We start from the raw sequence: 25,445 nt of genomic DNA, 5'->3' as shown, positions 1-25,445 counted from the left end.
CATCCGATACTGCGGACGATATACGGACCGCACCCCACCGACCCATGAGCCTCACCCTGACCCCGAACGAGACCGCCTTCGCTGTGGGCCGCGACGTCGACGCCGTCCAGCGCGCCGTCGACAGCGGCGTAGTGGAGAAGCGGACCCGGACGATCCGGGGCCGGACACGGCGCGTGTTCGGGCGCTCCGAGCTCCGGTTCTTCCAAGTGATCACGGGCGTCGAAGAGGACCTGACCCCAAAGGGCCGGAGGAAGCTCTACGAGGCCATCCTTCACCCCCGCGGGAAACGGGTGACCGTCGGCCCGTTCGAGATCGACATCGCAGACGTCGACCGCCAGATCGACGAGCGGTTGGCGGAGCTGAAGCGGATCAAGGAGGTCGTCGAGTCCGGGTCGGCTGGCGAGCCCGTCCTGCGAGGGACGGCGGTCCCGGTCCACGTCGTGGCCGCGCTCGCCGAAGCAGACGGGGTCGAGGGGGCCACGCGGGCGTACCCGTCGCTCTCGCGGGCGGACGTCGAGGCCGCCGTCGCCTACGCCGAGGTGTACCCGAAGAAAGGCCGCCCGTACCCCAAGAAGAGCCTGAAGCGGATGCTCCGCGAGCTGGCGCTCCCGGACGAGGTGTTCGGCGAGCCGGAAGAGGAGAAGGGACCGCGCGTGGTTCGTCTGTAAGCTCGCCAGGACCCATCGAGGACGACACGACGGCGTCGGCGTCATAATGGAGACAGGTACCTGACCCTCGCCCGCGCTCTACCTCCTCGACACCAACGTCTTCCGAGAGATCCAGAGAGGCGACGACGGTCACACGAACGTCCGCGCCTGGCTCGACAGCGTCGATGACTGCGAGGTCCGGCTGAGCGTGATGACCATCCGCGAGGTGAGCCGGGGGATCGAGAGGCTCGCCAAGACCAAACCGGACAAGGCCGCCGAGATCCGCGAGCGGTTCGACGAGCTCATGGCGACCTACGCCAGTCGAGTCGTCGAGATCGGCGTTGAGGCCGCCGAGGAGTGGGGACGTTTGGAGGGCGAGAAAGCCAAGCACCGGGACGACCTCGCGTTCGTCGCGACGGCGCGAGTACGGGAGATGGTCCTCGTGACGCGAAACGTGAAGGACGTCCGGGGCCGGGGGGTCCGCGTGCTCAACCCGTTCACGAAGCCGTGGCGGGTGGTCGATGTCTAGGGGCGACCTTCCGGCGTGAGATCACGCCGCTTTGTCCGAGCCGAGGCGTGGGATCGATTCCCCGTCGAGGTATCGGACGGCCTCCTCCTCCGTCCGGCACGCGACGACCTCCCGCCCGAGCGGCTGGACAAGCTGGGCGTAGAACCGGACGCCGTAGGTGAGGAGCGGCCGGTGGTCCGTCACGAACACGGTCCGCGACCCCGCCAGCCGGTCGCGCGTGTCGGCCTCGAACGCCCGAAACCGTTCGGCGGCCGGGGGCTCGACGACGACCCGGCCCGCGAACCGGAGGTCCCACACCTCGGTGAACCCGGGCTCCCACTCCGGGTGGTCCACGAGGGTCCGGGCGGCCCGGAGCGCGCTCTCAGCGCTCACGTCGCCCCACGGCTGGACGAGCCCGAACCGGCGGTCCGGGAATACGGCGACGGGGTGGTCTTTCTCGGGGGGCATAGCGACCCATTAACCGTCCCTTCACAGAACGGTTGCATCCGCCCAACCGCCGGCCTCTTCTGAAGGCCCGCGTAGGAACGGCTGGCTCAGCGGCTGGAGCCAGCGACAGGGTCGACCGTAGGCCCTTGGAACCGACGAACGGCCCGGACCACGCCACGGGCGTCGCAGAGCGCGAGCTCGACGTCGCCCCCCCACCACACTCCGACCTCGACCTCGGCCGTGGCCTCGAGGTGCCCCGGCTCACCCGGCTCCCCGACCCGGACTAGGAGGGCGGTCCGGCCACCCCCGGCCGGGTGGCCGTCGCCGGTCGAGTCGGGCTCGTCGGCCACCCCGAGCGAGACGGCCCCGACCTCGACCGCGTCGCGCTCGGCCTGACCGGGCTCTCCGAGGGCCACGACGATCTGGATGCCGCCGGGGCCGACCACGGCCCGGGCCTCGCCGGGCCGGGCCGCCAGCGGGCCGTCCGCGCGCGTCGAGGCGAGCTCGCCAACGTGGAACAGGTGGGTCATCGGAGGGCGCGAGCGCTGCGGGTCGTGACCGGCCCGCAGCCGGACGGGGGTCCGACGAAACGGAGACCCCCGTGCCGACGTCGCGTCACAAGAAGGCGGGCCAGTCACTACCCGTTGCCCCCTACGCGGCGCGGCCCACCGACGGCCGGGCCGCCGCGTCGGTCTGGCCCGCGAGCCACGCGGCGACGGCCGCCCGCGAGATCACGGCGCCGTCGTCGGGGACGCGCGAGATGACGTCCGCCTTGAACGCTTGGTAATGGGCGTCGGCCGTCGCCGCGTCAGCCAGGGCGAGGAGGACGGACCGGGCGCAGTCGGCCGGTCCGCTCCCGCCGTACCCCCATTCGGGACCCGACGGCGAGTGACGGACAGCGTGAGGGCACGTCATCCGGGCCGTGCCGTCGCCGTCGCGCCAGAGGCGGACGGCCAGGACCGGCGGGGCCGAACCGGACCGCCCCCCACCGCTGGAACGGTAGGGAACGGTCGTCTCGGCGACCGCTCGGAGCGCCGGTCGGGAAGGGGGTCCCGACGCCCCGTCGAGGCCGGACAGGCGGACGTTGACGCCGAGCGTGACGGGGAGCCCACGCGCCCGCCGGTCGAGGCCCGTGACCGCGTGGAGGTGGACGGCGAGGCCCGTACGGGGTCCAGCGCCGAGGAGCGGGGTCGCCCACGCGACGTGTTTGGGCTGGAGGCGGCCCACGGGCTGGAGCGAGCCGTCAGACCGCACGGCGGAGACGGCGAGGGTCCCGTCGGCCCCGACGGTGACGGCCAACCGGGGCCGACGGCGGACGGGGAGTTGGTCGTAGAGCGCGAGGGCCTCGACGGCGTGCTGGTTCGCCTTCACGCCGACGAGCTTGGTCGGAACGGCCAAGTCGCGGAGCCCGTGGCGGAGCGAGAACGCGACGGCCGTGAGCGCCTTCCGCGTGACGTAGGCGGGGGGGAGCGCGGGGCTCCCGTCGGCCCTCTGGGTGGCGTGGACGAGGTCGGCCCAGCGGGCGGCCTGGTCCGTGAGGGTCTGGGCGGACGCGGCGCTCGGGGAGACGGACTGGGACGCGTCGGATGAGTTGATGGCAGCGAGGTGCATGGCAGGAGAGCGGGGTGGTGACTCGGCACCCCCCACCGCGGGGGGCGCTCGCCACGAGCCGCGCCCCCCACGGCGGGGACCCCGCTCAGGCGCCGCTAGTGAGGCCTAATACTCCGAGGGCAGGAGGACCGTCGTCGCCGAGCGGTCGGCCTCGGTGATGACCCAGAGCCGACCGCCAGCCGTCTCGTAGGCCGAGAGGACCCGGGCCGGACACGCCGGATCGAGGGCGAGGTCGTTGGCGAGCGCGTCGCCCTCGCAGACGTCGCCCCAGTCCCCGGCCCGGTGACGGTGGAGGAGCCCCACGACGTCGAGCCCGTGGGCACGGACGACGTCGAGGGCGCCCGTCGTCGCGACGACGTGGCCGAGCGGGATGCGGGCGGGGCGGTCGGTGGACCGTACGGTCGGGGTAGCGGGCGTGCTCATGGCAGCGGGAGTGACGTGCGAGGGGTCCCCCGGCTCGGGGGGCGTTCGCCGCCCGACGCCCCCCTGGCCGGGAGGACCCGTGCCCTCTCTCGGCTCTGCCCTGGGCCTACATCAGTCCCCTCTCCGCCAGGCTCGTATGCCCGTGGTCGGTGATGATGAGGTGGTCGTGGACCGGGACGCCCATGACCTTCCCCGCCTCGACGAGCTGGCGCGTCACGGCCACGTCCTCCCGGCTCGGCTCCGGGTTGCCGGAGGGGTGGTTGTGGGCCAAAATCACGGCCGCCGCGTTGGCGAGGACGGCCGCCTTGAACACCTGCCTCGGCTCGACGATCGACGCCGCGAGCCCGCCTACGCTAGCCACATGTAAACCCGTAAGGGAGTTTGCAGTATCGAGAAAAACGACTAAAAACTCCTCCCTGTCTCGGTCGGAGAAGTACTCGGCGAGCACGACGGCCGCGTCGGCCGGCGAGCGAACTTGGTCCCTCGTCGGGAACGTGAACGTCCGCTCGCGGACGAGCCGGGTCGTGTAGAGCGGGACGCCGGAGAACAGGGCGTCGCGGTAGGCACCGTGAGCTGTGTTCCCGTGCACGTCGGGCTGGCGGAGCGCAGCGACGGGCTCTCGGACGACGGATTGGGGGTCGGCCCCTCGCGAGCCTGGCACGGAGGGCTCGGGGACCGAGCCGTAGAGCACGGTCCGCCGGGCGAACCACGGCGCGTCGGTCTCCACACGGCGGAGCCGTCCGCGGACGGCGAGACGGCGCGCGTGGTACCGCTCACGACGGGTGAGCGAGGGCTGGGGCACGGCGGGCTCGCCGCCGACGCGGTCTCCGCCCTCGGGCATCTTCGCCTCGATGTCGCGGAGCACGTGGAGGTTGAGGGCCGTCAAGCGGCCCCCTGCGGTCAGGCCGCCGCTCTCTGCGGAGCGACCAGCGTTGGGGTTGTCGATTGGCATGGCACCAGGGGCGGACCGCCAGGTCCGCTAGTCGCCCCGCACGGTCACGCTCGACCGCGGTGGGGGCGCCCCCGCCGGCCGACGCGCCCGGAGCGGCGGGCGGGGGCGCCCCTCCACCACGCTTTCTGCACCGCCACGTCGGCGGACCCGTCACCTCGGCCGACCGAACAGGTCGAGCTTGGGGTACGGCTGGGCCTCGCGCCGCGCGCGGCCGGTGAGGACCCCGCGGCGGAGCCCGAAGAGGTAGCGGTGGTTGCCGGGGTGCCGCATCGGGACCGTCACGCGCGGGACCCAGCGGCCGGCCCACGCCCGGAGAGCGTCCGAGTCCATCGCCCCGGGCGGGTCGGCCCCGGCCGCGACCAACTGGGCCACGGCGTAGGCGTGGCCGCGGTCGGCGGATCGGACCTTCGAGGCGGCCCGGTCGGAGAACACGCGGCCCCGGTCGGGACCGGCCCGGAGGAGCCGGAGCGTCCGCGCCCGGCTCCGCCCGGCGTAGACGGCGTTCGAGGCCTGGTAGATCGTCCCGATGTGACCCCCGAACACGCGACGTCCCTCTACCACGCGAGGCGCAGGGTCGGAGAACGAGACGACGCCCTCGACCCCCTCCCGCCGGAGGTGCCGGAAACACCGGGCGAGCGTCCACGACTCGGCGTTCGCCCGGACGTGGTCGAGGAGGACGAACCGGCCGAGCTCGACGTGCGCGAGCGGGTCGCCGTGGAACCACGCCGTCGTGACCTCGGGCCGGGGCGGGACCGAGAACACGGCGACGCCGACCAACGGACCGTGGTCGGTCCGCCCGCCGACGCGGGCGTAGAGCCCGAACCGGAACCGGGCGGCGGGGTACGACCCGCTGTAGTGGTGGGCCTGGACGAACGCGCGGGCCGTCGTGTCGTCGGGGATCGGGGCGACCTCGTAGGCCTGGGGGTCGAAGGGCTCGCCCGCTGGCCGGTAGAGGTCCCGTCCGGACCGCCAGCGCTGGACGCGGTCGGTCAGCACGGGTCCGACCGGAAGAGGGGAGGTCGAGTCGGCGAGTCGGTCATGGAGGGGAGCGCACGTCGCGCGTCGGGTTCTAGGGCGGCCGGGCGGCGCGCCTCGCCGACGGCGCGCGCCGACCGGACCGCCAGAGCCCACCTCCCCCACCCTCCGTTGCGACAAAAAAGACCGTTGCGGCAAAAAAGAAGCCCGGCGACCCTTCGGGGTCGCCGGGCTGTAGGCCGGTGGGCTCAGGGTCTACTCCTCGGTCTCCGCGTACGGGTCGGTCGCGTAGAGGAGGCTCCCGTAGCTGGACCCCGGCGCGACCGTGTCGCGGTAGCTCGCCCGGTAGGCGTACGGGCTCTCCTCGGCGACGGCGTGGGCCTCGGCCCAGGCCTTCCGGTCGTCGGCCCAGTCGAGCCACGCCTTGGCCGCCTCGTGCGCCCGGCTGATCGCGACGTGGACCTCACCGCCGCCACCGGCGGCGGAGGCCTCGCCGCCGGTCACGTGGTACCGGAGGACCGGGCCGGTCCCGTAGGCGTCGGACTCGAGCCGGATGAGCGGGGCCACCCAGAGGGCGTCCTCCGGCGGGAGCTTGCCCAACGGGTGCTTCTCCGTGATCGTGCCCGTCCGGTCGGCCACTTCGAGGAACAGGTGGACCTCGTCGGCCGCGTGCTCGGCCGGGTCCGTGACGACGACGCGGGCCACGAGCTCCGGGTACCGGTCGCCTCCGGCGGCCCGAGCGGCGAGCCGGGCGAGCCCGGCGGGCACGCAGTCTTGGAGACGGGTCGGGAAGACGAGGCCCCGTGTGCGGAGGCCGAGGCTGGTCCTCAGGGCGTGCTCCTTCATGTGGTACGGGTGGAACGCGGGGCACGACGCCCGGCGGAGCCGGTTCGCGAAGCGGGTCCAGGTCCGGGCCTGAGCGTAGTGCGGACGGGAATACGTGCGGATCATGGCGGTCCTCGTGAGAGGGAGTCGTGACGACCGCCGTGCCCGGGGACCCGAGTGGTCCCCGCCAGCCAGCGGCCACACAGGCAGCAGGCGTAAGGCCGGACTACGGGGTCAAAGGGCCGCTCGCGGCCCGGGTGGAGCGCCCCCGCGCGGAGCGACCGTCGCGAACCCCTCGTTGGGGTTCGTGTCGCAGCGCGAGCACGGGGCGAACGACCTTGACGCTGTCCGGCCGTCGCCTAAACTGCCAGAAACCGCTGCCAACACCCCGCCCCCTCCTGACTCCCTCGCGGAAGCTCTGTGAGCGAGGGGGGCAGGGGCCTATGCCGGAGCCTCAGCGGATCTCCGATCCGCCCTGGCTCCGACGACCCGCTTTCGACAGCGACAGGCCGCACCTCCGGGCTATGGAACCGATTCAGAACGGCAACCCGTCGTCGTCCATGACCACGGAAGACCCCGACGCGATCACCAGCTCCCGCTCGGTTGCCTCGCCCGGCTGCCGGTAAGCGTCGAGCGAGGCCTCGGCTCGCGAGTGGGCCTCGGGGTCGCAGACCGCCGACGGCAGGCCCGCCCCAGCGTCGTCGTAGCCCGCGAGGTACGCCTCCAGGTCGTGCCCGTACTGGCGCCCGAACCACCGAGCGTACGCCCCCGCGCTCGCGTGGCGGTGGCGCCAGGTGAGCTCTTTGAAGTGGAGCGCCGTCATGTGGTGGACGAGCCGCCGCTCGGCGGCGTCCCAGACGCACCGGGAGCCCGTGAGGGTTACCCACTCCGTCATCGGGCGCTCGGAATACCCGTCAGCGAGGCAGGCCTCGTAGCCCGCCTGGTACGCCGTCTCGTAGAACGCTTCGGGGTCCGGTTCAGGGAGGCAGCGGCAGAGGAGCCGGTTGCACCCGTGGCAGAAGTCGCCGGGGCCGGGCATGGATCGCGACATGAGTCTCGGAGCGAGGGGGTCCTGGGCGACCGCCGGCCGGGTGCCGGGGCCGCTCTCCGCCTCCGCGGAGCGGCCCCGGCGTCGGTCTCCCGCCCCTCATGGGGCACCATCTCCCTCAGGCGGCGAGACGAGCGGGGTAGCCCGTCTCCCCTCCTCGGTCCCCGAGGTGGTCCGTTGCCGGACCACTCCGGACCTCGACCACGGGCCGGTGCTCGGTCACCGCCCGGAGGACGCCCGGTGCGCGCTCGCCCGTCGGGACGAAGAACCGCGTCCGCCAGTTGTGGACCTCGGCGAAGACCCCGTCGGCCTCCAGCTCGCGCATGGCCGCGAGGTCCGGCCCCACGAGCTCGATCCGGTGCTCACCGGCGACGCGGCGTCGGAGGAGCCGCCAGCCGTTGGCGAGGTCGGCCTCGGCACCCGCCATGAGCCGCTGGGCCAGCGCCTCGGACGTCGTCTCGACGCGGTCCGCCGCGCCGAGCGCCCGGAGCGTCGCGCTCAGGTGCTCTGCGGCTACCGCCCGGCCGATCATGCGCTCGCCGCCGTCCGTTTGAGCCCGGTAGATCCTCGGGTGCCCGGCGATCCGGTCCCAGATCGGGAGGATCGTCCCGGTCACGAGGTGGACCGGCTCGGTGTAGAACTCGGGTGCCGAGCGGACGCCCTCGGCCCAGAGCCGCTTCGCCTCGTCCGTCGGGACGGGCTGGTGGCCTCCCTCGTCACCGGAGCGGTGGATGTCCGTCTCGTCCATGAGCCGGTTCGAGCGGACGCCGACACGGCGGAGCCGCCCGACGACGCGGCCGGTCTCGGTCGTCCGGCTCCCGGCCCGGAACAGCGCGTACGGCTGCCCGCTCCGGCGGTTGACGACGAACCCGGCCCACGAGCCCGCCCCCTGCGCCTTCCTCGCTCGCGTCCAGACCTCGTCCCAGTCCACGATCTCCGTCCGCCGGGTCAACTCCAACGTGACCACCTGCGTCGTGGCCCCCGAGCGGGGGTGCGTGTAGACGAGCCGCTCGTCGGTCTTGCGCGTGCGCTCGGCCCGGATCGTCTCGACGCCCACGTCGAGCGTCCCCGCCTCGCGCGCGGCCTCCGTCGCCTCCTCCAAGTAGGAGTACCACGAGTCGAAGACGGCGTCCATCGAGCCCGTCTTCAAGGACAGGAGCCGGTTGAGGAACTTCGGGACGTCCGGGATCGCCTCGACGTTCAGCGAGCCCTCAGCGTCGAGCACCCGGATCCCCATCTGGCCCTCGACGAGGGCCGGCGTGACCCCGGCCGCGCCGGCCCGGCCGCCCCCGGTGTAGAGGTCGACGAACCAGTTGAACAGGCTGGCCTTCGAGAGCGGGGTTTCGAGGTTGAACTCCGACGACAAGAGCCCCTGGCTCGCCGTCTGCCGCTGGCCCTTCGTGAGCGCGCCGAGCTGGTCGAGCCGACGGGCGATGGTCGAGAGGAAGCGGCGCTGGGCCTTGAGGTTGGTCGTGACCAAGACGAGCTCGGGCGGGCACGCCTGGTTCGCCCGGTGGACCCGGCCCATCCCCTGCACGCACCGGGCGCTGCTCCAGCCCGGCTCGACGCAGTACAGCACCCGGCGCTGCTGGTTCTCGGCCGCGAGGTCGGCGTGGTAGCTCCGGCCGGTCCCCCCGGCCTGGCTGAACACGAGCACGCGGCGCTTGCCCGCCATGAACTCGTCGGCCTCCGCGTCGCACGTCCGCCGCGTCCGGCGCTCCTCCACGACCTGCTCCACCCCGTCGACGGTCTTGGTCACGAACCGGCGGCCCCGGCCGGTCACCTCGGCCACGGCGTCGGGGCCGAAGTGGGCGACGACCTGGTCGAGCACGCCGTGCGGGACGGACACCGCGCCCACCTCCAGCATGAGCCGGTCTCTCGCGGCCACGGCCTCAGGCGACCGCACGAAGTCCCCGGCCGCACTCCGTACCGGACGGCTCCGGACGCGCCCGTCGTCGTCGAGGTACTCCTCGTAGAGCGTGGTCGGGAACGAGGCCTCGACGAACTGCAGGAGCTGGTCGCGCGGGGTCACGTCGAGGTCCCGTAGATCATCACCATTCGCCACGGCCTTCGCGTAGGCCCGCTCGGTCGCCGCCTCCATCGTGGACACGAGTTGGACGACGCAGCTCTCGCCCGAGGCCAGCCTCGCCTCCATGTCGCGGATGAGGCTCGGCGCGCTCATGGCGACCAAGAGGTGGAGGAAGAACCGCTGGTGGGCGCCCCAGAACTGGCTGTACGCCGTAGCTCTGGCTCTCCCGCACTTGTCGGCCTTCGTGACCTCCAAGGCCGATTCCAAATTCCGGAGGACGACCTGCCACGCCTCGGCGCAGCGGTCGTAGGTCGCCGCCTGGTGGGGCGCGAGGTCGTGGACGAGCGTCCGGTAGTCGACGCCGTCGTAGGAGACGGACCGCGCGAGGTAGAGCCCCATCGACTTGAGGTCCTTCGCCACCAGCTCCATCGCCGCGATGCCACCCGCGCTGACTTTCTCGACGAACGCCTCGACGGTCGGGAACGGGGTGCCCCGGCCCCAGAGCCCGAGGCGGGCGGCGTAGGCGAGGTTGGCGACCTCGGTGGCCCCGGTCGCGCTCGCGTAGACGACGCGGGCGTTGGGGAGACGGTCTTGCAAATCGACCACCGCCAGCGCGCGCTGGGACGCCTTCCTGACCCCGCGGCTCCCCTGAGTGTCCAGGGCGGAAGCGGCGTTGTGCGACTCGTCGTAGACGATGACGCCCTCGAACCCGGCCTCGTCACCACCGGCCGTGAGCCAGGCGACGACCTGCTCCAGTCGGTCGACGCCCGTCACGGTGCCCCCCTTCTCGCGCGGCTTGCCCTTGAGCGTGTCGTAGCTCGCGAAGCAGACGCCCTCGGCGCGGGGGATCGGCCCCTTGCACGCGCCGAGGTCGAAGACGAAGTCGGCCGGGCCGCCGAGGGCGGTCCAGTCGCGGACGGCGTCGCGCATGAGGCTCCGGTTCTCGGACACCCAGAGCGCCCGGCGGCGGCCCTGGAGGACGTTGTCGAGGATGACCCCCGCCGCTTGCCTCCCCTTCCCCACCCCGGTCGCGTCGCCGACGAAGTAGCCCTGACGTGGGCCGACCTCGTCACCGGCGCCCGGGAGGTGCTCCGCGTGCGCGGCGCCCGCTCGGACGATGGTCTCGAGCTGGGCGTCGGAGAGGTGGCCCCCGGTCACGAGGGGCTCGGGCAGCGTCGGGCGGTAGTCGCACTCGGGCGCCGTGGCCGCGGCCATCGCCGCCGACTCCACGAGCTTCGTGGGATGGGGCTGGCTGCCCGGGACACGGACGCTCGGGCGGTAGGCGTCGAACACGCTCGCCGTGAGCGCGCCGGAGGGCACGTCCGCGTCGGCGGCCTCGACCGCCACCGGAGACGTGCTCGCGAAGGGCCACGACGGGACGGCGGCACTCGGCCGAGGCAGGGGCTCCGTCCTGACGGGCGGGGCGAGTGCCCGGACGCGGGGTGCGAGGAGGGCGAAGAGGTCGAGCTGTTCGACGTGGGGCGATACGGCGGACGGGGTAGCCCGCGAAGCGAGAGGAGACATCGGTAGGGTTCGATAGGGGTCGAAGTCGGAGGCCCCGTTCCGGGACACGACCCGGGGGCGCTCCGGCCCGCCGCGTTGACGGGCTCGCCCACCGGCCCGGCACCGCGGGGGGACGGCGAGCCCCGCCGACTCCACCCTCTCCGTCTACACCCTCCCCCCCTCTGACCGACCTGGCTTGTGCCCACAGTGACCGGCTCCTCCCCACCCCGACGACCGACGCTCAACCCACGGGGGCGAGGGCGGGCGACGGCCGGTCCGACCTCCGGGGGGCCAGGCGGCGGCGGACCCACAGGGCCGGGCGCTCGACGGCGGCGTAGAACGCGCCGCCCACGGCAGCGATCAGGACGAGCGCCCCGGCGACGTGGACCGCTGGCGGGACGCCCGGGAGCGCGTCCATCGCAAGGCGCCGGTACACGTCGGCCGCCACCGTGTGCGTCATGTAGACGCTGTACGACGTGAGCGCGACGGCCCGGACGGCCCGGCTCGACGCGAGCGGGAGCGGCCGTCGGTCGGCTGTGGCTACGACGAGCGCGACGAAGGCGAGCGCGACGCCGGTGTAGGCGTACCGGTTGAGGACGTCGAGCGGGAGCCACGGGACCGTGGCCACGAACGCGAGGCCGGGGAGCACGACGAGCCGCCCCGCCCGGCGGAGGCCGGGCCACAGGCCGGGACGGCAGTGGTAGACCCAAGCCGCCGCGACGCCGAGCGCGAGCCCTTCCAGGCGCATGTGGGTGTCCGTGTACTGCGGCCCCCACGGGTCGGCCCCGTCCGGGACGGTCAGGACCCGGGCGACGAGCGAGACGAGCGCGGCGGCCCCGAGCGCGACCGGGACGCCGCCCCGGACCCGGAGCGCGATCCCGAGCACGACCGGGAGCCCGAGGTAGAAGTGCTCCTCGACGCAGAGCGACCAGCTCACGCCCCAGTACGGCATCCCCGTGTAGTTCTGGACGAACACGAGGTAGCGCCAGTCGAACGGGTCCGGGTTGTCCGTGAACGCGGCCCGGAGCCCGTACACCGCGACGAGCGCGACGAGGTAGGGCGGGATCGTCCGGAGCCACCGCCGCGCCCAGAACCGGCCGACCTCGACGTCGCCGTGGCGGCCGAGCTCGCGCCAATAGAGCCCGCCGATGAGCCACCCCGAGAGCACGAAGAAAAGGTCGACGCCCACCCACCCCGACTCGAACACGTGGTTCATCGTGGGTCCGACGTCGATGACGCGCTCGCCAACGAGGTTGACGGGCACGACGAGCGCGATCGCGATCGCACGGAGCAGGTCGAGGTTGGCGACGCGCGAGGCGGGGGCGGCGTCCATGCGCGGTCCGGGGGGAGCGCGGAAGATGGCCATGGCTCCCTGACCTCAACCTGGACGACACCTTAAATTCCTGTCAGGTAGACAGATCCGTACGCCGCGTCGCCCAAGCGGCGAGCGTGGGCAAGACCGTCACCTGGGCGATGGGGAGCAGGCCGACGTCGTGCCCCGCCACCCGAACGGTCGGCATCCGGTCGGTGTAGGACCACAGGTTCAGGCGCTGCGCGGCCCACTCGAGGCCGACGGCGGCGGCGAACCCGACGCCCAGGAGCGCGGCGGTGCCGCTCGGCGTGAGGCGCCGGACGGGCTCGCGGCCGACGAGCTGCTCGGCGACGGCGGCCACCCCGAGGTTGATGGCGACGTCGCCGGCGGTGGCCGCGAGCATGAGCGCGTCGTGCTCGGGCTTCGGCAGGCCCGTCATGTCGTAGTACGGGGGGCACTGGGCGTATTCCCACGCGCCGTGGAGGGCGGCGGACCAGAGGGCGAAGCGGGTACGTCGTTCCATCAGGACGGGGGTGCGTCGGCGCCGATGGTCGCGGCTCCGAAGTAGAAGGAGCGGTCGGCGTCGAGCGGCGCGTGTCGGTGGAGGGGGGAGTCGGAGGTCCAGGAAGGCCATCTCCCACGTTGCCCCGAGCGGCATGGAGGGCGATGACGAGCATGGCGATAAGAAGAGACTACGTGCGATGTCGCGTGGCCCCCCAAACGGCGAGGGCGGGCAGGATCGTGACCTGGACGATGGGCGAGAGCCCGACCGTGTGGCCGAGGACCGTCAGCGTGGGCATGAGAGCGGTGTACCCCCAGAGGTCGAGCGCCTGAGCGCCCCACTCCAGGCCGACCGACGCCACGAACCCGACGCCCAAGAGCGCCGCCCAGCCGACGCTGCCGGGCGGGTCGAGGCGCCGCGCCCCGACGGCGAGGGCGGCGCCGAGGGCGACGCCGAGCGTGATGACGACGTCGCCCGCGATGGCCCCCCACATCCAGACCGTCGCGCGCCAGAAGCCCCAGTCCCACATGTCGTAGAGGACCGTGCACTGGCCGAACTCCCAGAGCGCGTGGAGCCCGAAGCCCCAGAGGGCGATCCGGCGGAGGGGGAGCTGCGTGTAGCCTCGGAGCATGGCGGGTGGCGTGACCCGCACGATACGGGCCGCTGGAGGCGCGCAGTCGTGGGCCCGAACAGATGAAGATCTAGCGAACGCGGAACGTTGGTCTTACCCCCAGGGGCGTTGGCCGCTTGAACCCACCCCACTCCCCCATGTCTACGCCCCGCAAGATCGACGTCTACACCACCGGCTGCCCCCTCTGCGAGGAGGCCGTCACCCTCGTCCGCAGGGTCGCCTGCGACTCGTGCGAGGTCGAGGTCCACGACCTGACCGACGCGGCCGTCGCCGAGCGGGCCGTGGCCCTCGGCGTCCGCTCCGTCCCCGCCGTCGTCGTCGACGGCGAGCTGGCCGGGTGCTGCCGGTCCGGCGGCGTGACCGAGGCGGGCCTCCGCGAGGCCGGCGTCGGGCAGGCCGCGTGACCCCGCTCGGCGCCCACACGCTGGTCACGGTCGGCCTCGTCGGACTGGCGCTCAACGGCGTCTGGGAGGCCGTCCAGCTCCGGCCGCTCTACACGTGCTGGGAGCGGTGGAGCCCGTGGCAGCGCGTGCTCTTCCCGCTCTCGGCGGTCCTCGGCGACGGCGTCGCGGTGGTCGCCGTGGCGTGGGTCGCGGGCCGGCTCGTCGGCGCCGAGGCGCTGACGCCGCCGGGCGTCGCCGGGTGGCTGGTCCTGCTCGGGCTGGCGCTCCCGCTCGCCGTGCTCTTGGAGCGCGCCGCGCTCGCGCTCGACCTCTGGCGCTACCGGCCCGCGATGCCGACGGCCCGCGTGTTCGGCCGCGACGTCGGGCTCGCGCCCGTCGCCCAGATCACCGTCCTCCCCGCCCTGAGCGTCGCCCTCACGACGATGTGACGCTCGCCCGCCGCAACCCTCTTTTCCTTCCTCCCTCATCCCCGTTCCCATGTCCACCCTCTCCGACGACCTCCAAGACTGCATCGACGCCTGCAACGCCTCCATCACGGCCGCCAACGCCTGCCTCTCCGAGCACCTCGGCGAGGAGGCGATGGCGCGGTGCCTCGCGCTGTGCCTCGACTGCACCGACCTCTGCACGGCGTGCGTCCAGATGATGGCGCGCGGCTCGGACTACGTCGCCCGCGTCTGCGCCATCTGCGCCGACCTCTGCGAGGCGTGCGCCGACGAGTGCGCCCGGTTCGACTCCGAGTCCTGCCAGGCGTGCGCCGAGGCGTGCCGCCGCTGCGCCGAGCAGTGCCGTCAGATGGCCGCCTGATCCGATGCCCCGACTCGCCTGCACCCTGCTCCTCGCCGCCGCCCTCCTCGGGGGGACGGCCGCCGCGCAAGGCGGCCACGGCCCCGTCTTCGGGCTCGCCACGCCGACGCTCCCCGAGGGCGCCTGGAACGGCGACGCCACGCTGATGTCGGCCGGCCGCGGCGGCGAGCGCGGGCTGATGGCCCGGCAGACCCTCCGCTACGGGCTCACCGAGGACGTCCAGCTCAACCTCTCGGTCCCCCAGACCCTCGCCGCGCTGCCTAGCCCGTCCCGCACGCGGATCGGGACGATGATGGGCGGGATGGGCGACCTCGAGGCCCTCGCGCTGTGGCGGCTCCAGAAGCACTACCCCGGCGGCGGCCGCCGCGTCGAGTCGACGGCGCTCGCGAGCGTGCTCGTGCCCGTCGTGGCCGAGCGCGGCGGCGTCCGGGCCGCGCCCGGCGCGAACGCGGCCGTCGTGACCGGCTACGCCTCGCGGAGCCTCTACGGGTGGGTCGGGGCCGGGGCGCAGGGCCACCTCGCCCGCGACGGCGACCGCCTGGGGCCGCTCGGCTACGCGAGCGCCGTGGTCGGCTACCGCCCGCCGGTTTTCCAGGGCGACTACCCCAAGCCCGACCTCCGCGTCTTCGTCGAGGCCGTCGCCGAGGTGGCCGGGCGCGACCGGGTCGCGGGCGAGGCCGTCGCCGCGAGCGGGGGCGAGCGCGTGCTCGTCGGCCCGACGGCGCTCGGGCTGTACCGCGCCTGGGGCCTGGGCGCGGGCGTCCTGTTCCCCGTCTACGACCGCTCCAACGGCCCGCAGCCCCGCGAGGACGCCCGCCTCGCCGTCAACCTCTCCTACTGGTTCTAACCGACGACCCCCATGACCCTCCGACTCCTCGCCTTGCTCGGGCTCGCCGCGCTGCTCGCGCCGCCGCCCGCCCACGCCCAGATCCAGCAGGCCCGCCAGGCCGTGTTCGGGATGGACTGCTCGCCGTGCGCCTACGCCCTCGAGCGCCGGCTGGGCCGCCTCGACGGTGTCGAGGGCGTGACCGTCAGCCTCAACGACGCCGAGGCCGTCGTCCGGCTCCGCGGCGCCAACGACGCCCTCCTGGGCGCGCTCCGCGAGGCCGTCCGCGAGGCCGGGTTCGACCCGCGCGCGACGACGCTCCGCGTGGCCGGCACGCTCCGCCAGACCGGCGGGCGTTGGGAGCTAGTGACGCCCGCCGGCGAGCGGTTCCACGTGGCCTCTGCTGCCTCTGGCGCCCGGGAGGCGCTCCAGGCCCAAGACGGCCGCCGCGTGGTCGTGACCGGCCGCGTCGGCGAGGGGCCGCCGTCCGCTCGCGGCTGGGTGCTGACGCGCGCGGCCCTGGCGTCGTGAGCGCGTCCGCCCCCCCGCCCGCGGCCCCCGGCGGCCGGACGTTCCGGCAGAAGCTGTCGAGCGTCCTCGCCCTGTTCACGTCGACGGGCACGCTGTTCTGCTGCGCGCTCCCGTCGGCCATCGCCGCCCTCGCCGGCGGGGCGGCCGTGGCCTCGTTCGTCTCGACGTTCCCGTGGCTCGTCCCGCTCTCGCAGCACAAGGGGTGGATCTTCCTCGGCTCCGGGCTGATGATCGCGCTGAGCGGCGTGCTGATCTACCGGCCGCGCGGGGCCGTCGCCTGCACCATCGCGGGGGGCGAGGGCTGCGCCGTCGCAGGGCGGTTCACGAAGGTGACGTTCTGGCTCTCCGCCGCGATCTTCTCCGTCGGGACTTTCTTCGCCTACGGCCTCGTCCCCGCCCTCCGTTTCCTCGACGCCTGACCATGCGCCTGCCCCTCGTCGCCTTTCTGCTCCTCGCCGCGTGCGGCCCGCCCGACGGGCCGGCCGCCTCGGAGGTCGCCTCCCCGGACCTCACCGTCCACGTGTCGGGCCTCGCGTGTGAGACCTGCGCGGCCAGCCTGACGGCCGCCCTGGAGGCCCTCGACGGCGTCGAGGCCGTGGCCGTCGACCTCGACGAACGGGACCAGCGCGCGGACGTGGCGCTCGCGCCGGGCCACCGCGTAGCGGACGCCGCCGTGCGCGAGGCCGTCACCGACGCCGGGTTTACCATGCGACACGTCGAGCGCCCCACCACCCCTTCCCCCTGATTACATGCCGCTCCGCCTCTCCCTGATCGTGCTCGCCGCCCTCGGCCTCGCCGCCTGCGCCGACGCGGGCGACCCGGCGGCCCCTGCAGACGCGCCCGCGCCGCCCGACGTCCGGACCGTGCTCGACGCCCAGGAGCGGGCCTTCCGCGACGCCGACATGGCCGCGCTCGACGGCCTGTGGTCGGCCGACCCCGACGTGGTGGTCTTCGAGCAAGGCGGCGTCGACAGTTCGTGGGCGGCCTACCGCGACGGCCACCTCGGCCCCGAGCTCGTCGCCCTCGACAGCCTCGACTTCCGCCACCGCGACGTCCACGTCCGGACCGGCGACCGGCTGGCGGTCGCGACGGGCCGCTATACGCTCTCGGCCCAGCACGACGGCGAGCCCGTCGAGAGCGACGGCGTGTTCACGACGGTCTTCGAGCGGGCCGACGACGGCCCCTGGCAGATCGTCCACACGCACCTGAGCCGCCCCCGCCGCTGAGCTCATGAGCACGACCATGACCCGGGGCCAGGTGGCCGACGCCTCCGGCGTGACGTCCGAGACGGTCCGCTACTACGAGGAGCGGGGGCTCATCCCGCCGCCGCGCCGGAGCCCGTCGGGGTACCGGCTCTACGGGCCGGCGTACGTCGAGCGGATCCGGTTCGTGAAGCGGGCGCAGGAGCTCGGGTTCACGCTCTCCGAGGCCGGCGGTCTGCTGGAGGTCGGGCTCGACGCGCCGGAGGGCGGGTGCGGCGACGTCCGCGCGGAGGCGCTGGCGAAGCTGGCCGACGTGGAAGAGAAGCTCCGGGACCTGGCGTCGATCCGCGACGCGCTGCGGGCGCTGGCCGACGCCTGCCCCGGGGCCGGGCCGCGGAGCGCGTGCCCCATCCTCGACACGCTGCGGGGGGCGTAGCGGACGCCAGCTAGCGGCCCGCCCCCGCCACGACGTAGGCCCCACCGCCGTAGAACGAGCGGTCGGCGTCGAGCGCGACGTGCCGGGCGACGACCGGGCGGAGGTCGCGCCGGGCCATCTCCCACGTCTCCCCGAACGGGGCGGCGAGCGCGAAGGCGGCCGTCTGGACGAGGCCGGGCCACGAGCGGGGGATGCGGAAGTCGAGCACGGCGAGGCGCCCGCCGGGGGCGAGCGCGCCCGCGACCCGGGCGACGACGGCCTCGGGGTCCGGCATCATCGAGAGCGAGAACGTGGCGAGGACGCGGTCGGGCGCGCCGAGGTCGGCCGTGAGCGCGTCGGCCTGGACGAGGTCCACCTGCGGGAGGTGGCGCGTGCGGGCGTGGGCCTCCGCGAGGGCGCCCGAGGACACGTCGAGGCCCACCACGCGCCCCGCGTCCCCGACCGCCTGGGCGAGGGGCGGGAGGTTGCGGCCGGTGCCGCAGCCGAGGTCGAGGACGGTGTGGCCGGGCCGGACGTCGAGCGCGCGGAGGGCGTGGCGACGGTAGGCCCCGGCGCGGAAGCCGACGAGCGGGTAGAGCGAGAGGGCGAGGTCGTAGCGCGGGGCCACGCGGTCGTAGACGGCGCGGACGCGCTCGGTCCAGTCCGGGGCGGCAGTGGCGGGGCGGTCGGTCATACGTAGCGGACCTCGCGGGCCATCCCGGCGTGGAGGTGGTAGAGGTTGTGGCAGTGGAAGAACCACCGGCCCGGGTTGTCGGCGACGAACTCGAACGAGGCCCGGCCCATGTGGGGCGCGACCTGGACGGTGTCCTTGAGCACGTTCCCCGTCCGGAAGAAGTGGCCGTGGAGGTGCATCGGGTGGAGCATCATGCTCATGTTCGACATGTCCACTCGGACGCGCTCGCCCTCGCGGACCTCGAGCGGCGCGGCGTCGGGGTACGCCTCCCCGCCCATCGTCCACACGTCGGGGGCCATCATCATCCCCCCCGAGAGTCGGAGGTCGAACGTGCGGTCCGGCGCGCCCTCCGCCGGGAGCGTCTCGACCGACTGGAGGTCGCCGTAGCGGAGCGCCCGGCCGCCCTGGAGGCCCTCGGGGAGCCCGTCGCGGAGGGAGGAGCCGGCGGCGCCGGCGTAGCGGAGCACGGCGCGGGCCGGGGCGCTGTCGCCCTCGACCGTCGCCGCGACGAGGGGCCAGACGCCGGGGTTGTCGGCCTCGACCACGACGTCGTAGCGCTCGCCCATCCCGATCGTGAGGCGGTCGACCGTGACCGGCTCGACGGGCCGCCCGTCCGTGTGGGTCACGGTCATCCGGTGGCCGCCCATGGCGACGCGGTAGGTCGTGGCCCCGCCGGGGTTGATGAGCCGGAGCCGGACGCGCTCGCCGCGCCGGACCTCGAACTCGGCCGGGGCCTCGGGGAGGCGGCCGTTGACGGCCAGGCCGGCGTAGGGCGGGACGACCCCGCCCGTCATGCCGTCCATCATCCCGCCGCCGCGCTCCCGCCCGCCGCCCTGCCCCCGGTCCCGTCCCCTCATGCGGCCCATCATCCCGCCCCGCCCCATCATCCCCATCCCACCGTCGCCGTCCTCGACCAGCTCGCTGAGCGGCCTCGGGGCGTCCATCAGCACGTCGTCGAGGACGAGGACGTGCTCGCGGTCGTACTCGACGTGGGGCGTCGTCTCTTCGACGACGAGCGGACCGAGCAAGCCCCGGTCGAGCTGGAGGCCCTGGTGGCTGTGGTACATGTAGCTCCCGGAGGGCGTCGCCTCGAACTCGTAGACCGTCCGGCCGCCCGGCGGGATCGGCTCCTGCGTCAGGCCGGGCACGCCGTCCATCGGGTTCGGGACGGGGACGCCGTGCCAGTGGACCGTCGTGCCGACTCCGGGGAGGTCGTTCTCGACGGTGACGCGGAGCCGCTCGCCCTCGCGGACGCGGATCTCGGGGCCGGGGTACTGCCCGTTGTAGCCCCAGGTCCGCCAGACGCGGCCGGGGGCGAGCTCGACCTCGACCGGCCCGGCCACCAGGCGGACCTCCCGGGCGGGGCCGTCGGCGACCGGCCGCCGGGCCGGGAGTGCCGCCGCGGCCCGGTCGGCGTCGCGGCACCCGGCGAGGAGGGGTCCGCCGACCGCGAGGCCCGCCAGCGCGGCGGTGCCGCTGCGGAGGAACGTGCGGCGGTCCGTCGTGGACCGTGTCGGCAAGGAGGGGGCCATCGGTGGATCCGTCACGGCGTTGCGGAGCCGGGCGCCGGGCGTGGCGCGTCGAGAAGGGCGCGGAGGAGCGGGCGGAGCTGTTCGTCCGAGGTCAAGCCCCGCAGGCGGTACCGGACGACCCCGTCGCGGTCGACGAGGAGCGTGGTCGGGAGGGCCACCAGGCCGCCGTAGGGCTCGAGGAGCGCCCCGTCGTCCAGGACGAGCGGGTAGGTCACCCCGAACTCCTCGGCGAAGGGCCGGACGTCGTCGAAGCCGCCCTCGTCGAGCGAGACGCCCACGAAGCGGACGCCCTCGTCCCCCAGTTCGTCCTGGAGCGCCACGAACTCCGGCGTCTCGACCCGGCACGGGAGGCACCACGTGGCCCAGAAGTTAACGAGCACGACCTCGCCGCGGTGGTCGGAGAGCCGGAACGGGCCGCCGTCGAGTGCGGGCCGCTCGAAGTCCGGCGCGGGGAAGGCGAGCGTGTCGAGCTCGGCGAGGGCGGCGGGGGGAGGCGCCGCAGCCGAGGAGGGGGGCTCCGGAGGCTCGTCGGCGCACCCCGCCACGACGGCGAGGAGGAGTACGGGGAGGCGGGCGGTCATGGCGATGGGGAGGCCGGGGCCGATCGGGAGGAGGGCGGCGGGCGACGAGCGAGCTCCTGCCAGACGCCTTCGACGTGCTCCAGGAACGGGCCTGGCCCGACGAACCCGACGACGCGGGAGCCCGGGACCTCGTCGCCCCCGGGGCCGAGGAACACGAGCGTCGGGACCCCGGCCACGTCGAACCGCTGGCGGAGGGCCTCGGCCCCTGGGGAATCGAAGTGGGTGAGGTCCACCTTGAGCCGGGCGACCCCCCCGGTCGCCTCGATGACGTCCCCGTCGGTGAAGGTGACCTGGTCGAGCTCGAGGCACGGGATGCACCAGTCGGCCGTGAAGTCGAGGAGGACGGGGCGGCCCTCGGCCCGCGCGTCGCGGAGCGCCGCGTCCGAGTACGGCCTCCAGGCGACGCCGGGCTCGCCAAACTGAACGAACGCCGCGAGGCCCAGGACCACGGCCGTCCCGCCCACGGCCCTCGCGACCCACCGGAACCCGGGGGTCCGCCGGGCCGACGTCTCGGCGAAGCCGAGGTAGAGCCCCCCGGCGACGAGGGCGAGCGGCACCGCGTAGATCGCTCGGGCGGGGGCTACCGCGAGGCCGAGGTAGAAGAGGGCGGCCCCGAGGAGCACGACGCCGAACAGCTTCTTGACCCACACCATCCAGACGCCGGACCGAGGCAGCCGCGAGAGCAGCCCGCTGAACGTGCCCAGCACGAGGTAGGGCAGGCCGAGCCCCAGGGCGAGCACCGACAGCGCGCTCAGCCCGAAGAGGGGGTCGCCCCGGGTCCCGACGAACGCCAGGAGCGCGATGACCGGCGCCCCGATGCAGGGCGCGGCGAACACGCCGACCACGAGCCCCGACAGGTAGAGGCCCAGCGGTCCCGTCGCGCGGTGGGCCGCGCCGAGCCGGGTCGTCAGCGCCGACGGCAGCCGGATCTCGTAGAGCCCGAACGCGCTGAGGGCCAGCCCGAAGAGGAGCGCCCCGATCCCGGCCAGCATCCACGGGCTCTGGAGCCACCCCCCGAAAAGGCTCCCCGTGAGAGCCGCCGCGACGCCGAGGACGCTGTACGTGGTGACGATCCCGAGGAGGTAGAGGAACGCCCGCCCGAACGACCGTCCCAGGCCGACCTCCCCCTGGGTACCGAACAGGGAGACCGTGACGGAGAGCATGGGGTACACGCACGGCGTCAGGTTGAGGGCCAGGCCGATCGCGAAGATGGCCAGGAAGGCCCAGAGCGGCCCGCGCTCGGCGAGCAGGCGCTCGACGCGCCCGCCCCCCGGCGGCGCGTCTGGCGGCGCCCCGGCGCCCCCGGCGGCCCCGGCGGCCCCGTAGGCGGCGGACTCGTAGGCGGCGAAGACGTCGGCGTGGACCGGCCGGGTCTCGGCCCCGGCCGGGACGACCCGGACCGGGACCTCCGCACGGAGCGTGGACGGCGCGAGGCAGACCCGGTCGTTGCAGGCCTGGACGCGAACGGTCACGCCCAGCCCGTAGGCCCCGGGCGCGACGGTGTCCCCCACGCGGATCGAGAGGAGGACGGGCACGGTCCCCTCGTACACGTCGAGGGGCGCGTCCGCGAAAGCGAACGCCACGGGACGGGCGGGGGGGTACCGGGCGTCGGCGAGGAGGAACCCGGGGCGGCCGTCGAGGGAGACCTCCGTCCCGATGAGGTAGTCCTCGCTCGGCCGGTGCGCGTTGACGTGCCACCCGTCCTCGACCGTCAGCACGACGGCGGCCCGGAGCGCCTCGCCGGGGCGCACGCCGTCCGCCTCCAGGGCCGCCTCGACCCCGACCCGCTCCGCGCTGGACCCGGGGGCCGCGCCCGCCTGCGCCCACGCGCGCGCGGGTGCCAGCAGCAGCAGGAAGGCGAGGAGGGCTGAGAGGAGGCGCATGGGCGTCATGGGCCGTCGAGCGGCTCGCTCCGCACGTCCTCGACGAGGCGGCGGACGAGCTCGGGGCGGTCGACGGCGCCCGTCAGGTAGCGCTCGATGAGGAGGCTCGCGATGGGGGCCGCCGCCGTCGAGCCGAACCCGGCGTTCTCGACGAACACGGCGACCGCGACCCGGGCGTCGGCGGGCCGGTCGGAGTAGGGCGCGAAGGCGATGAAGAGGGAGTGGTCCTCGCCCTGGGGGTTCTGCGCCGTCCCCGTCTTGCCCGCCACGGGGACGCCCTCGACGGCGGCCACGCGGGCCGTCCCGTCCGTCACGACGGCCCGCATCGCGGCCCGGACGACGGCGAGGTTCCGGGGGTCAACGCCGAGCCGGGTCGGGCGCGGGAGGCCCGGCCGGACCTCGTCGCCGGTGTCGGGCTGGCGGAGGAGCCGGGCGGCGTGGGGCGCGACGAGCGTGCCGCCGTTGGCGAGCGCGGCCGTGTAGCGGGCGAGCTGCATGGGCGTCACGGCCACGTTCCCCTGCCCGATCCCGAGCGAGACCAGGTACCCCCGCGTCCACCCGTCCTCGCCGTAGGTCCGGTCGAAGTAGGCCGAGTCAGGCCAGAGCCCCGGGCTCTGGTCCGGGAAGTCGGTCGGCATGGGCTCGCCGAACCCGACGCGGCGGCCCCACGCGCTGTAGCGGTCGAGCCCGAGCTCGAGCCCGAGCGCGTAGAAGAACTCGTTGCACGAGACCCGGACGGCGTCCGCGACGTCGAGCGGCCCGTAGTTGCCGTGGCCGCCGAACCGCCGCCCACCGTAGGTGAAGGCCCCCGTGCAGGGGTACGTCGTCTCGGGCGTGATGGCCCCCTCCTCCAGCCCGGCCAGCCCCATGAGCGGCTTGATCGTGGAGCCCAGGGGCTGGGCGCTGAGCAGGGCGCGGTCGAAGAGCGGGCGCTCGGGGTCCGTGTTCAGCGCGCGCCACGCGGCCGGGTCGATGGGCGGGGCGAGGAGGGCGGGGTCGTAGTCGGGCGCCGAGACGAGGGCGAGGACCCCGCCCGTCTGCGGGTCCAGGGCGACGGCCGCGCCGCGCTTGCCGACGAAGAGGCTCTCGGCGAGGGCCTGGAGGCCCGCGTCGAGCGTGAGCGTGAGGTCGTAGCCCGAGACGGGGGCGACGTCCTGCTCCCCGTCGCGCCAGCGGCCCACGGCGCGGCCCCGGACGTCGACGAGGTCGAAGCGCGCGCCGGGCCGTCCGCGGAGGAGCGCGTCGTAGGCCTTCTCCATCCCGGTCTGGCCGACGAGGTCGCCGGGGGCGTAGTCGCCCTGCTCGGCGAGCCGCTCGAGCTGGTCGGGGCCGACCTCGCCGAGCGTGCCGACGGTGTGCGCCGCGCGGACCGGCCCGTAGCGCCGCCGTTGGCCCTCGGCGACGCTGACGCCCGGGAGCCGGAAGAGGGCCTCTTCCAGGCGCGCGACCCCGGCGAGCGGGAGGCCCCGGACGATGGGGCTCGGGCGGTACGGGTTCCACCGCCGGGCGGCGTCGACGCGAGCGGCCACGACGGAGTCGGGGAGCCCGAGGAGCCGGGCGAGCTCGGGCGCGGCGCCCGCCGGGAGGAGGTACGGGAGGACGTCGACGGTGAACGTGGCCTCGTTGCCCACGAGGAGCGTCCCGTGGCGGTCGAACATCCGGCCCCGAGCGGGCTCGGCGCGACGGGCGCGGACGGCGTTGTCGCGGGCGGCCTCGGCGTACCGGTCCTGGTCCACCACTTGGAGCTGGACGAGGCGGGCGCCCAGGACGCCCACGACCCCGATGACGAGCCCCGTGAAGATTCGGAACCGGAGGGTCCGAGTTTGCTTGGGGTCCGCGTCACGCATCGGCAGACGGAGCGGCGCTGCGACCGAGGGCACCGCCCAACGCGGGCGGCGCGCTGGCGGGGTCCCCGACGGCGGGGTAGTCCGGGAGGACGAACGAGGCGAGGCCCCGCCGGGCGAGCATGGACCCGGGTCCCCCGACCGCCCGGCGGGGGAGGACCCCGAGCGGCGACCACGCTGCGGTGGGGGACGTGGGCATGTTGGAGTGGGTGCTGTCCGCGGCCGCTAGCGACCGTGGCCGGCGAACACCGAGGTCTGGCCGTCGGCGACGAGGAGCACGTCGTAGGGCTGGACCGCGTCGCCCTGCTCCATACCGGGCGACCCGACGGGCATCCCGGGCACGGCGAGCCCCGTCGCCTCGGGGGCCTCGCTGAGCAGGCGGGCGACGTCGGCGGCGGGGACGTGGCCCTCCACGACGTAGCCGTCCACCACGGCCGTGTGGCACGACTGGAGGGCGGCGGGGACCCCGTGCTCCGCTTTCACGGCCTGCACGTCGTCCGTCTCCACGGTCTCGGTGGGGAAGCCGTACGCGCGGAGGTGGTCGACCCACGACGCGCAGCACCCGCACGTGGGCGACTTGTACACGGTGACGGTCGGGAGCGACGCGGCCCCGTTCGCGGCCGCCGGGGCGGCGGCGTCCGGGGCGTCGGCGGAACCGGGCCGGGGCGAGCCCGGGGAGCAGGCGGCGAGAGCGACGGCGAGGACCGTGGTGGCGGCGATGGTACGCGCCATGGGCGGGCTGGGGCTGGGGCGGACGGGCCGCACGCTGGGGAGGGCGCCGCCCGCGGAGGCCGCGGGCGGGACGCCCCTGGGGGACCGTACGGGGCTAGGAGACGACGGCGATCGTCCCGCGCTGCATGTCCATGCCGCAGACCCACTCGACCTCGCCCGCCTCGGTCGGCGTGAACTCGATGGCGACCGGCTCGCCGAGCGGGAGGTCGGTGGCCTCGACGCCGTAGGCGGGGAGGGTGACCTGGGACGAGCACTCGTCCTCGACCGTCCGCGTAAAGACGAGCCGGGTGGGGACGCCGGCCTGGAGCCGGATCTCGCGGGGGGCGTAGCCCATCCGCCCGGCCTCGATCTCGACGGTCTGGACGCCGTCGACGACCTCGGCCTCGACCGGGCCGCTCGCGGCCTCCGCGCCCATGCCCGGCATGTCCGGCATGGCGTCGGTCGTCGGGGCGGGGTCGGCGGTCTCCTGGACGGCGTCGCCGTCGCCGCAGGCGGCGAGGGCGAGGGGGGCGACGAGGAGCGCGGTGAAGACGGCGCGGCGGGGGAAAAAGGAGCGGGTCATGGGTGCGGGGGTTTAGGGCTGT

29 protein-coding genes and 1 pseudogene are annotated in these 25,445 nt (G+C 74.5%); 11 read left to right on the top strand and 19 right to left on the bottom strand.

What is annotated here, in order from left to right; genetic code table 11:
- Window positions 1-44 precede the first annotated feature (44 nt).
- Together BSZ37_RS20280 and BSZ37_RS20275 are read left to right on the top strand one after the other, a co-directional pair.
- Window positions 45-668: a DUF433 domain-containing protein gene (locus BSZ37_RS20280; protein ID WP_095512505.1), complete on the top strand. Its 624-nt coding sequence runs from the start codon at window positions 45-47 to the stop codon at window positions 666-668.
- A 91-nt stretch (window positions 669-759) separates the two neighbouring features.
- A pseudogene (locus tag BSZ37_RS20275) lies at window positions 760-1,176 on the top strand (PIN domain-containing protein); the annotation flags it as partial.
- Window positions 1,177-1,197: 21 nt separating this feature from the next.
- On the opposite strand, the gene BSZ37_RS20270 reads toward BSZ37_RS20275, so the two are convergent.
- The 12 genes from BSZ37_RS20270 to BSZ37_RS20215 all read right to left on the bottom strand — a co-directional run bounded on the left by BSZ37_RS20270 (window position 1,198) and on the right by BSZ37_RS20215 (window position 13,413).
- On the bottom strand, window positions 1,198-1,623 hold the full coding sequence (locus tag BSZ37_RS20270; protein WP_095512503.1) for a hypothetical protein: 426 nt from the start codon (window positions 1,621-1,623) through the stop codon (window positions 1,198-1,200).
- 86 nt (window positions 1,624-1,709) lie between these two features.
- A complete protein-coding gene (locus BSZ37_RS20265) occupies window positions 1,710-2,132 on the bottom strand; it encodes a hypothetical protein (RefSeq protein WP_095512502.1) in 423 nt (140 codons plus the stop codon).
- 121 nt (window positions 2,133-2,253) lie between these two features.
- The gene (locus BSZ37_RS20260; RefSeq protein ID WP_095512501.1) at window positions 2,254-3,213 is read right to left on the bottom strand and encodes a DUF6166 domain-containing protein; all 960 of its coding nucleotides are present in this window, start codon (window positions 3,211-3,213) and stop codon (window positions 2,254-2,256) included.
- A 105-nt stretch (window positions 3,214-3,318) separates the two neighbouring features.
- Window positions 3,319-3,636, bottom strand: a complete 318-nt coding sequence (locus tag BSZ37_RS20255) for a hypothetical protein (protein WP_095512500.1) — start codon at window positions 3,634-3,636, stop codon at window positions 3,319-3,321.
- A 106-nt stretch (window positions 3,637-3,742) separates the two neighbouring features.
- Window positions 3,743-4,522 (bottom strand): JAB domain-containing protein, encoded by a 780-nt coding sequence (locus BSZ37_RS20250; RefSeq protein ID WP_218830605.1) that lies wholly within the window; start codon window positions 4,520-4,522, stop codon window positions 3,743-3,745.
- A gap of 216 nt (window positions 4,523-4,738) precedes the next feature.
- The gene (locus BSZ37_RS20245; protein ID WP_179299797.1) at window positions 4,739-5,584 is read right to left on the bottom strand and encodes a Mom family adenine methylcarbamoylation protein; all 846 of its coding nucleotides are present in this window, start codon (window positions 5,582-5,584) and stop codon (window positions 4,739-4,741) included.
- A gap of 234 nt (window positions 5,585-5,818) precedes the next feature.
- Window positions 5,819-6,514 (bottom strand): hypothetical protein, encoded by a 696-nt coding sequence (locus BSZ37_RS20240; protein WP_095512499.1) that lies wholly within the window; start codon window positions 6,512-6,514, stop codon window positions 5,819-5,821.
- A 409-nt stretch (window positions 6,515-6,923) separates the two neighbouring features.
- Entirely contained in the window at window positions 6,924-7,427 is a 504-nt protein-coding gene (locus BSZ37_RS20235; protein ID WP_095512498.1) for a hypothetical protein, read from the bottom strand.
- Window positions 7,428-7,554: 127 nt separating this feature from the next.
- Entirely contained in the window at window positions 7,555-10,812 is a 3,258-nt protein-coding gene (locus BSZ37_RS20230) for a strawberry notch-like NTP hydrolase domain-containing protein (RefSeq protein ID WP_218830604.1), read from the bottom strand.
- Window positions 10,813-11,209: 397 nt separating this feature from the next.
- Window positions 11,210-12,301, bottom strand: a complete 1,092-nt coding sequence (locus tag BSZ37_RS20225; RefSeq protein ID WP_179299796.1) for an acyltransferase family protein — start codon at window positions 12,299-12,301, stop codon at window positions 11,210-11,212.
- A 73-nt stretch (window positions 12,302-12,374) separates the two neighbouring features.
- Entirely contained in the window at window positions 12,375-12,803 is a 429-nt protein-coding gene (locus BSZ37_RS20220; protein WP_095512495.1) for a hypothetical protein, read from the bottom strand.
- A gap of 169 nt (window positions 12,804-12,972) precedes the next feature.
- Complete coding sequence (locus BSZ37_RS20215) at window positions 12,973-13,413, bottom strand: hypothetical protein (protein WP_095512494.1); 441 nt, start codon at window positions 13,411-13,413, stop codon at window positions 12,973-12,975.
- Window positions 13,414-13,550: 137 nt separating this feature from the next.
- Here BSZ37_RS20215 and BSZ37_RS20210 point away from each other — a divergent pair, with 137 nt between their 5' ends.
- From BSZ37_RS20210 to BSZ37_RS20170, 9 genes are read left to right on the top strand one after another with little or no spacing between them, the layout of a single operon-like run.
- The gene (locus tag BSZ37_RS20210; protein WP_095512493.1) at window positions 13,551-13,817 is read left to right on the top strand and encodes a glutaredoxin family protein; all 267 of its coding nucleotides are present in this window, start codon (window positions 13,551-13,553) and stop codon (window positions 13,815-13,817) included.
- Window positions 13,814-14,245, top strand: a complete 432-nt coding sequence (locus tag BSZ37_RS20205) for a hypothetical protein (protein ID WP_095512492.1) — start codon at window positions 13,814-13,816, stop codon at window positions 14,243-14,245. Before BSZ37_RS20210 ends, BSZ37_RS20205 begins: the two co-directional genes overlap by 4 nt.
- Window positions 14,246-14,294: 49 nt before the next feature.
- Window positions 14,295-14,621 (top strand): four-helix bundle copper-binding protein, encoded by a 327-nt coding sequence (locus BSZ37_RS20200; RefSeq protein ID WP_095512491.1) that lies wholly within the window; start codon window positions 14,295-14,297, stop codon window positions 14,619-14,621.
- Between the two features lie 4 nt (window positions 14,622-14,625).
- On the top strand, window positions 14,626-15,468 hold the full coding sequence (locus BSZ37_RS20195; protein ID WP_095512490.1) for a hypothetical protein: 843 nt from the start codon (window positions 14,626-14,628) through the stop codon (window positions 15,466-15,468).
- A gap of 12 nt (window positions 15,469-15,480) precedes the next feature.
- The gene (locus tag BSZ37_RS20190; RefSeq protein ID WP_095512489.1) at window positions 15,481-15,978 is read left to right on the top strand and encodes a heavy-metal-associated domain-containing protein; all 498 of its coding nucleotides are present in this window, start codon (window positions 15,481-15,483) and stop codon (window positions 15,976-15,978) included.
- Window positions 15,975-16,397 (top strand): hypothetical protein, encoded by a 423-nt coding sequence (locus BSZ37_RS20185; RefSeq protein ID WP_095512488.1) that lies wholly within the window; start codon window positions 15,975-15,977, stop codon window positions 16,395-16,397. The genes BSZ37_RS20190 and BSZ37_RS20185 overlap by 4 nt, the downstream gene beginning before the upstream one ends.
- A gap of 2 nt (window positions 16,398-16,399) precedes the next feature.
- The gene (locus BSZ37_RS20180; protein WP_095512487.1) at window positions 16,400-16,723 is read left to right on the top strand and encodes a heavy-metal-associated domain-containing protein; all 324 of its coding nucleotides are present in this window, start codon (window positions 16,400-16,402) and stop codon (window positions 16,721-16,723) included.
- Between the two features lie 4 nt (window positions 16,724-16,727).
- Complete coding sequence (locus BSZ37_RS20175; RefSeq protein ID WP_095512486.1) at window positions 16,728-17,204, top strand: YybH family protein; 477 nt, start codon at window positions 16,728-16,730, stop codon at window positions 17,202-17,204.
- A 4-nt stretch (window positions 17,205-17,208) separates the two neighbouring features.
- On the top strand, window positions 17,209-17,616 hold the full coding sequence (locus BSZ37_RS20170; RefSeq protein WP_095512485.1) for a heavy metal-responsive transcriptional regulator: 408 nt from the start codon (window positions 17,209-17,211) through the stop codon (window positions 17,614-17,616).
- Window positions 17,617-17,626: 10 nt separating this feature from the next.
- On the opposite strand, the gene BSZ37_RS20165 is transcribed toward BSZ37_RS20170, so the two are convergent.
- The 7 genes from BSZ37_RS20165 to BSZ37_RS20135 all read right to left on the bottom strand — a co-directional run bounded on the left by BSZ37_RS20165 (window position 17,627) and on the right by BSZ37_RS20135 (window position 25,423).
- Complete coding sequence (locus BSZ37_RS20165) at window positions 17,627-18,289, bottom strand: methyltransferase domain-containing protein (RefSeq protein WP_095512484.1); 663 nt, start codon at window positions 18,287-18,289, stop codon at window positions 17,627-17,629.
- Window positions 18,286-19,821 (bottom strand): multicopper oxidase family protein, encoded by a 1,536-nt coding sequence (locus tag BSZ37_RS22730; protein WP_095512483.1) that lies wholly within the window; start codon window positions 19,819-19,821, stop codon window positions 18,286-18,288. Before BSZ37_RS22730 ends, BSZ37_RS20165 begins: the two co-directional genes overlap by 4 nt.
- Before the next feature lie 11 nt (window positions 19,822-19,832).
- Window positions 19,833-20,402, bottom strand: coding sequence for a TlpA family protein disulfide reductase (locus tag BSZ37_RS20155; RefSeq protein WP_095512482.1), 570 nt, complete (start codon window positions 20,400-20,402; stop codon window positions 19,833-19,835).
- A complete protein-coding gene (locus BSZ37_RS20150) occupies window positions 20,399-22,285 on the bottom strand; it encodes a protein-disulfide reductase DsbD family protein (RefSeq protein WP_179299795.1) in 1,887 nt (628 codons plus the stop codon). Before BSZ37_RS20150 ends, BSZ37_RS20155 begins: the two co-directional genes overlap by 4 nt.
- 5 nt (window positions 22,286-22,290) lie before the next feature.
- Window positions 22,291-24,132 carry a penicillin-binding protein 2 gene (gene mrdA / locus BSZ37_RS20145; protein WP_095512480.1) on the bottom strand — a complete coding sequence of 614 codons (1,842 nt, stop codon included), beginning with the start codon at window positions 24,130-24,132 and terminating at the stop codon, window positions 22,291-22,293.
- 222 nt (window positions 24,133-24,354) lie between these two features.
- Window positions 24,355-24,861: a DUF411 domain-containing protein gene (locus BSZ37_RS22725; protein WP_095512479.1), complete on the bottom strand. Its 507-nt coding sequence runs from the start codon at window positions 24,859-24,861 to the stop codon at window positions 24,355-24,357.
- 94 nt (window positions 24,862-24,955) lie between these two features.
- Window positions 24,956-25,423 carry a cupredoxin domain-containing protein gene (locus tag BSZ37_RS20135; protein WP_095512478.1) on the bottom strand — a complete coding sequence of 156 codons (468 nt, stop codon included), beginning with the start codon at window positions 25,421-25,423 and terminating at the stop codon, window positions 24,956-24,958.
- Window positions 25,424-25,445: the final 22 nt, after the last annotated feature.

The organism is Rubrivirga marina, assembly GCF_002283365.1.
In the GTDB taxonomy this organism is placed as follows: domain Bacteria; phylum Bacteroidota; class Rhodothermia; order Rhodothermales; family Rubricoccaceae; genus Rubrivirga; species Rubrivirga marina.
Note: the sequence above shows the minus strand (reverse complement) of the source record. Positions and strands in the feature narration are given on the sequence as shown.

Excerpts from the sequence above, each read along its gene's own strand:
- BSZ37_RS20135 (WP_095512478.1), bottom strand. The coding sequence starts at position 25,423 with ATGACCCGCTCCTTTTTCCCCCGCCGCGCCGTCTTCACCGCGCTCCTC.
- BSZ37_RS22730 (WP_095512483.1), bottom strand. The coding sequence starts at position 19,821 with ATGGCCCCCTCCTTGCCGACACGGTCCACGACGGACCGCCGCACGTTC.
- BSZ37_RS20150 (WP_179299795.1), bottom strand. The coding sequence starts at position 22,285 with ATGCGCCTCCTCTCAGCCCTCCTCGCCTTCCTGCTGCTGCTGGCACCC.
- BSZ37_RS20210 (WP_095512493.1), top strand. The coding sequence starts at position 13,551 with ATGTCTACGCCCCGCAAGATCGACGTCTACACCACCGGCTGCCCCCTC.
- BSZ37_RS20255 (WP_095512500.1), bottom strand. The coding sequence starts at position 3,636 with ATGAGCACGCCCGCTACCCCGACCGTACGGTCCACCGACCGCCCCGCC.
- BSZ37_RS20225 (WP_179299796.1), bottom strand. The coding sequence starts at position 12,301 with ATGGACGCCGCCCCCGCCTCGCGCGTCGCCAACCTCGACCTGCTCCGT.
- BSZ37_RS20200 (WP_095512491.1), top strand. The coding sequence starts at position 14,295 with ATGTCCACCCTCTCCGACGACCTCCAAGACTGCATCGACGCCTGCAAC.
- BSZ37_RS20170 (WP_095512485.1), top strand. The coding sequence starts at position 17,209 with ATGAGCACGACCATGACCCGGGGCCAGGTGGCCGACGCCTCCGGCGTG.
- BSZ37_RS22725 (WP_095512479.1), bottom strand. The coding sequence starts at position 24,861 with ATGGCGCGTACCATCGCCGCCACCACGGTCCTCGCCGTCGCTCTCGCC.
- BSZ37_RS20215 (WP_095512494.1), bottom strand. The coding sequence starts at position 13,413 with ATGCTCCGAGGCTACACGCAGCTCCCCCTCCGCCGGATCGCCCTCTGG.
- BSZ37_RS20155 (WP_095512482.1), bottom strand. The coding sequence starts at position 20,402 with ATGACCGCCCGCCTCCCCGTACTCCTCCTCGCCGTCGTGGCGGGGTGC.
- BSZ37_RS20240 (WP_095512499.1), bottom strand. The coding sequence starts at position 6,514 with ATGATCCGCACGTATTCCCGTCCGCACTACGCTCAGGCCCGGACCTGG.
- BSZ37_RS20165 (WP_095512484.1), bottom strand. The coding sequence starts at position 18,289 with ATGACCGACCGCCCCGCCACTGCCGCCCCGGACTGGACCGAGCGCGTC.
- BSZ37_RS20220 (WP_095512495.1), bottom strand. The coding sequence starts at position 12,803 with ATGGAACGACGTACCCGCTTCGCCCTCTGGTCCGCCGCCCTCCACGGC.
- mrdA (WP_095512480.1), bottom strand. The coding sequence starts at position 24,132 with ATGCGTGACGCGGACCCCAAGCAAACTCGGACCCTCCGGTTCCGAATC.
- BSZ37_RS20280 (WP_095512505.1), top strand. The coding sequence starts at position 45 with ATGAGCCTCACCCTGACCCCGAACGAGACCGCCTTCGCTGTGGGCCGC.
- BSZ37_RS20195 (WP_095512490.1), top strand. The coding sequence starts at position 14,626 with ATGCCCCGACTCGCCTGCACCCTGCTCCTCGCCGCCGCCCTCCTCGGG.
- BSZ37_RS20190 (WP_095512489.1), top strand. The coding sequence starts at position 15,481 with ATGACCCTCCGACTCCTCGCCTTGCTCGGGCTCGCCGCGCTGCTCGCG.
- BSZ37_RS20180 (WP_095512487.1), top strand. The coding sequence starts at position 16,400 with ATGCGCCTGCCCCTCGTCGCCTTTCTGCTCCTCGCCGCGTGCGGCCCG.
- BSZ37_RS20270 (WP_095512503.1), bottom strand. The coding sequence starts at position 1,623 with ATGCCCCCCGAGAAAGACCACCCCGTCGCCGTATTCCCGGACCGCCGG.
- BSZ37_RS20260 (WP_095512501.1), bottom strand. The coding sequence starts at position 3,213 with ATGCACCTCGCTGCCATCAACTCATCCGACGCGTCCCAGTCCGTCTCC.
- BSZ37_RS20175 (WP_095512486.1), top strand. The coding sequence starts at position 16,728 with ATGCCGCTCCGCCTCTCCCTGATCGTGCTCGCCGCCCTCGGCCTCGCC.
- BSZ37_RS20235 (WP_095512498.1), bottom strand. The coding sequence starts at position 7,427 with ATGCCCGGCCCCGGCGACTTCTGCCACGGGTGCAACCGGCTCCTCTGC.
- BSZ37_RS20265 (WP_095512502.1), bottom strand. The coding sequence starts at position 2,132 with ATGACCCACCTGTTCCACGTTGGCGAGCTCGCCTCGACGCGCGCGGAC.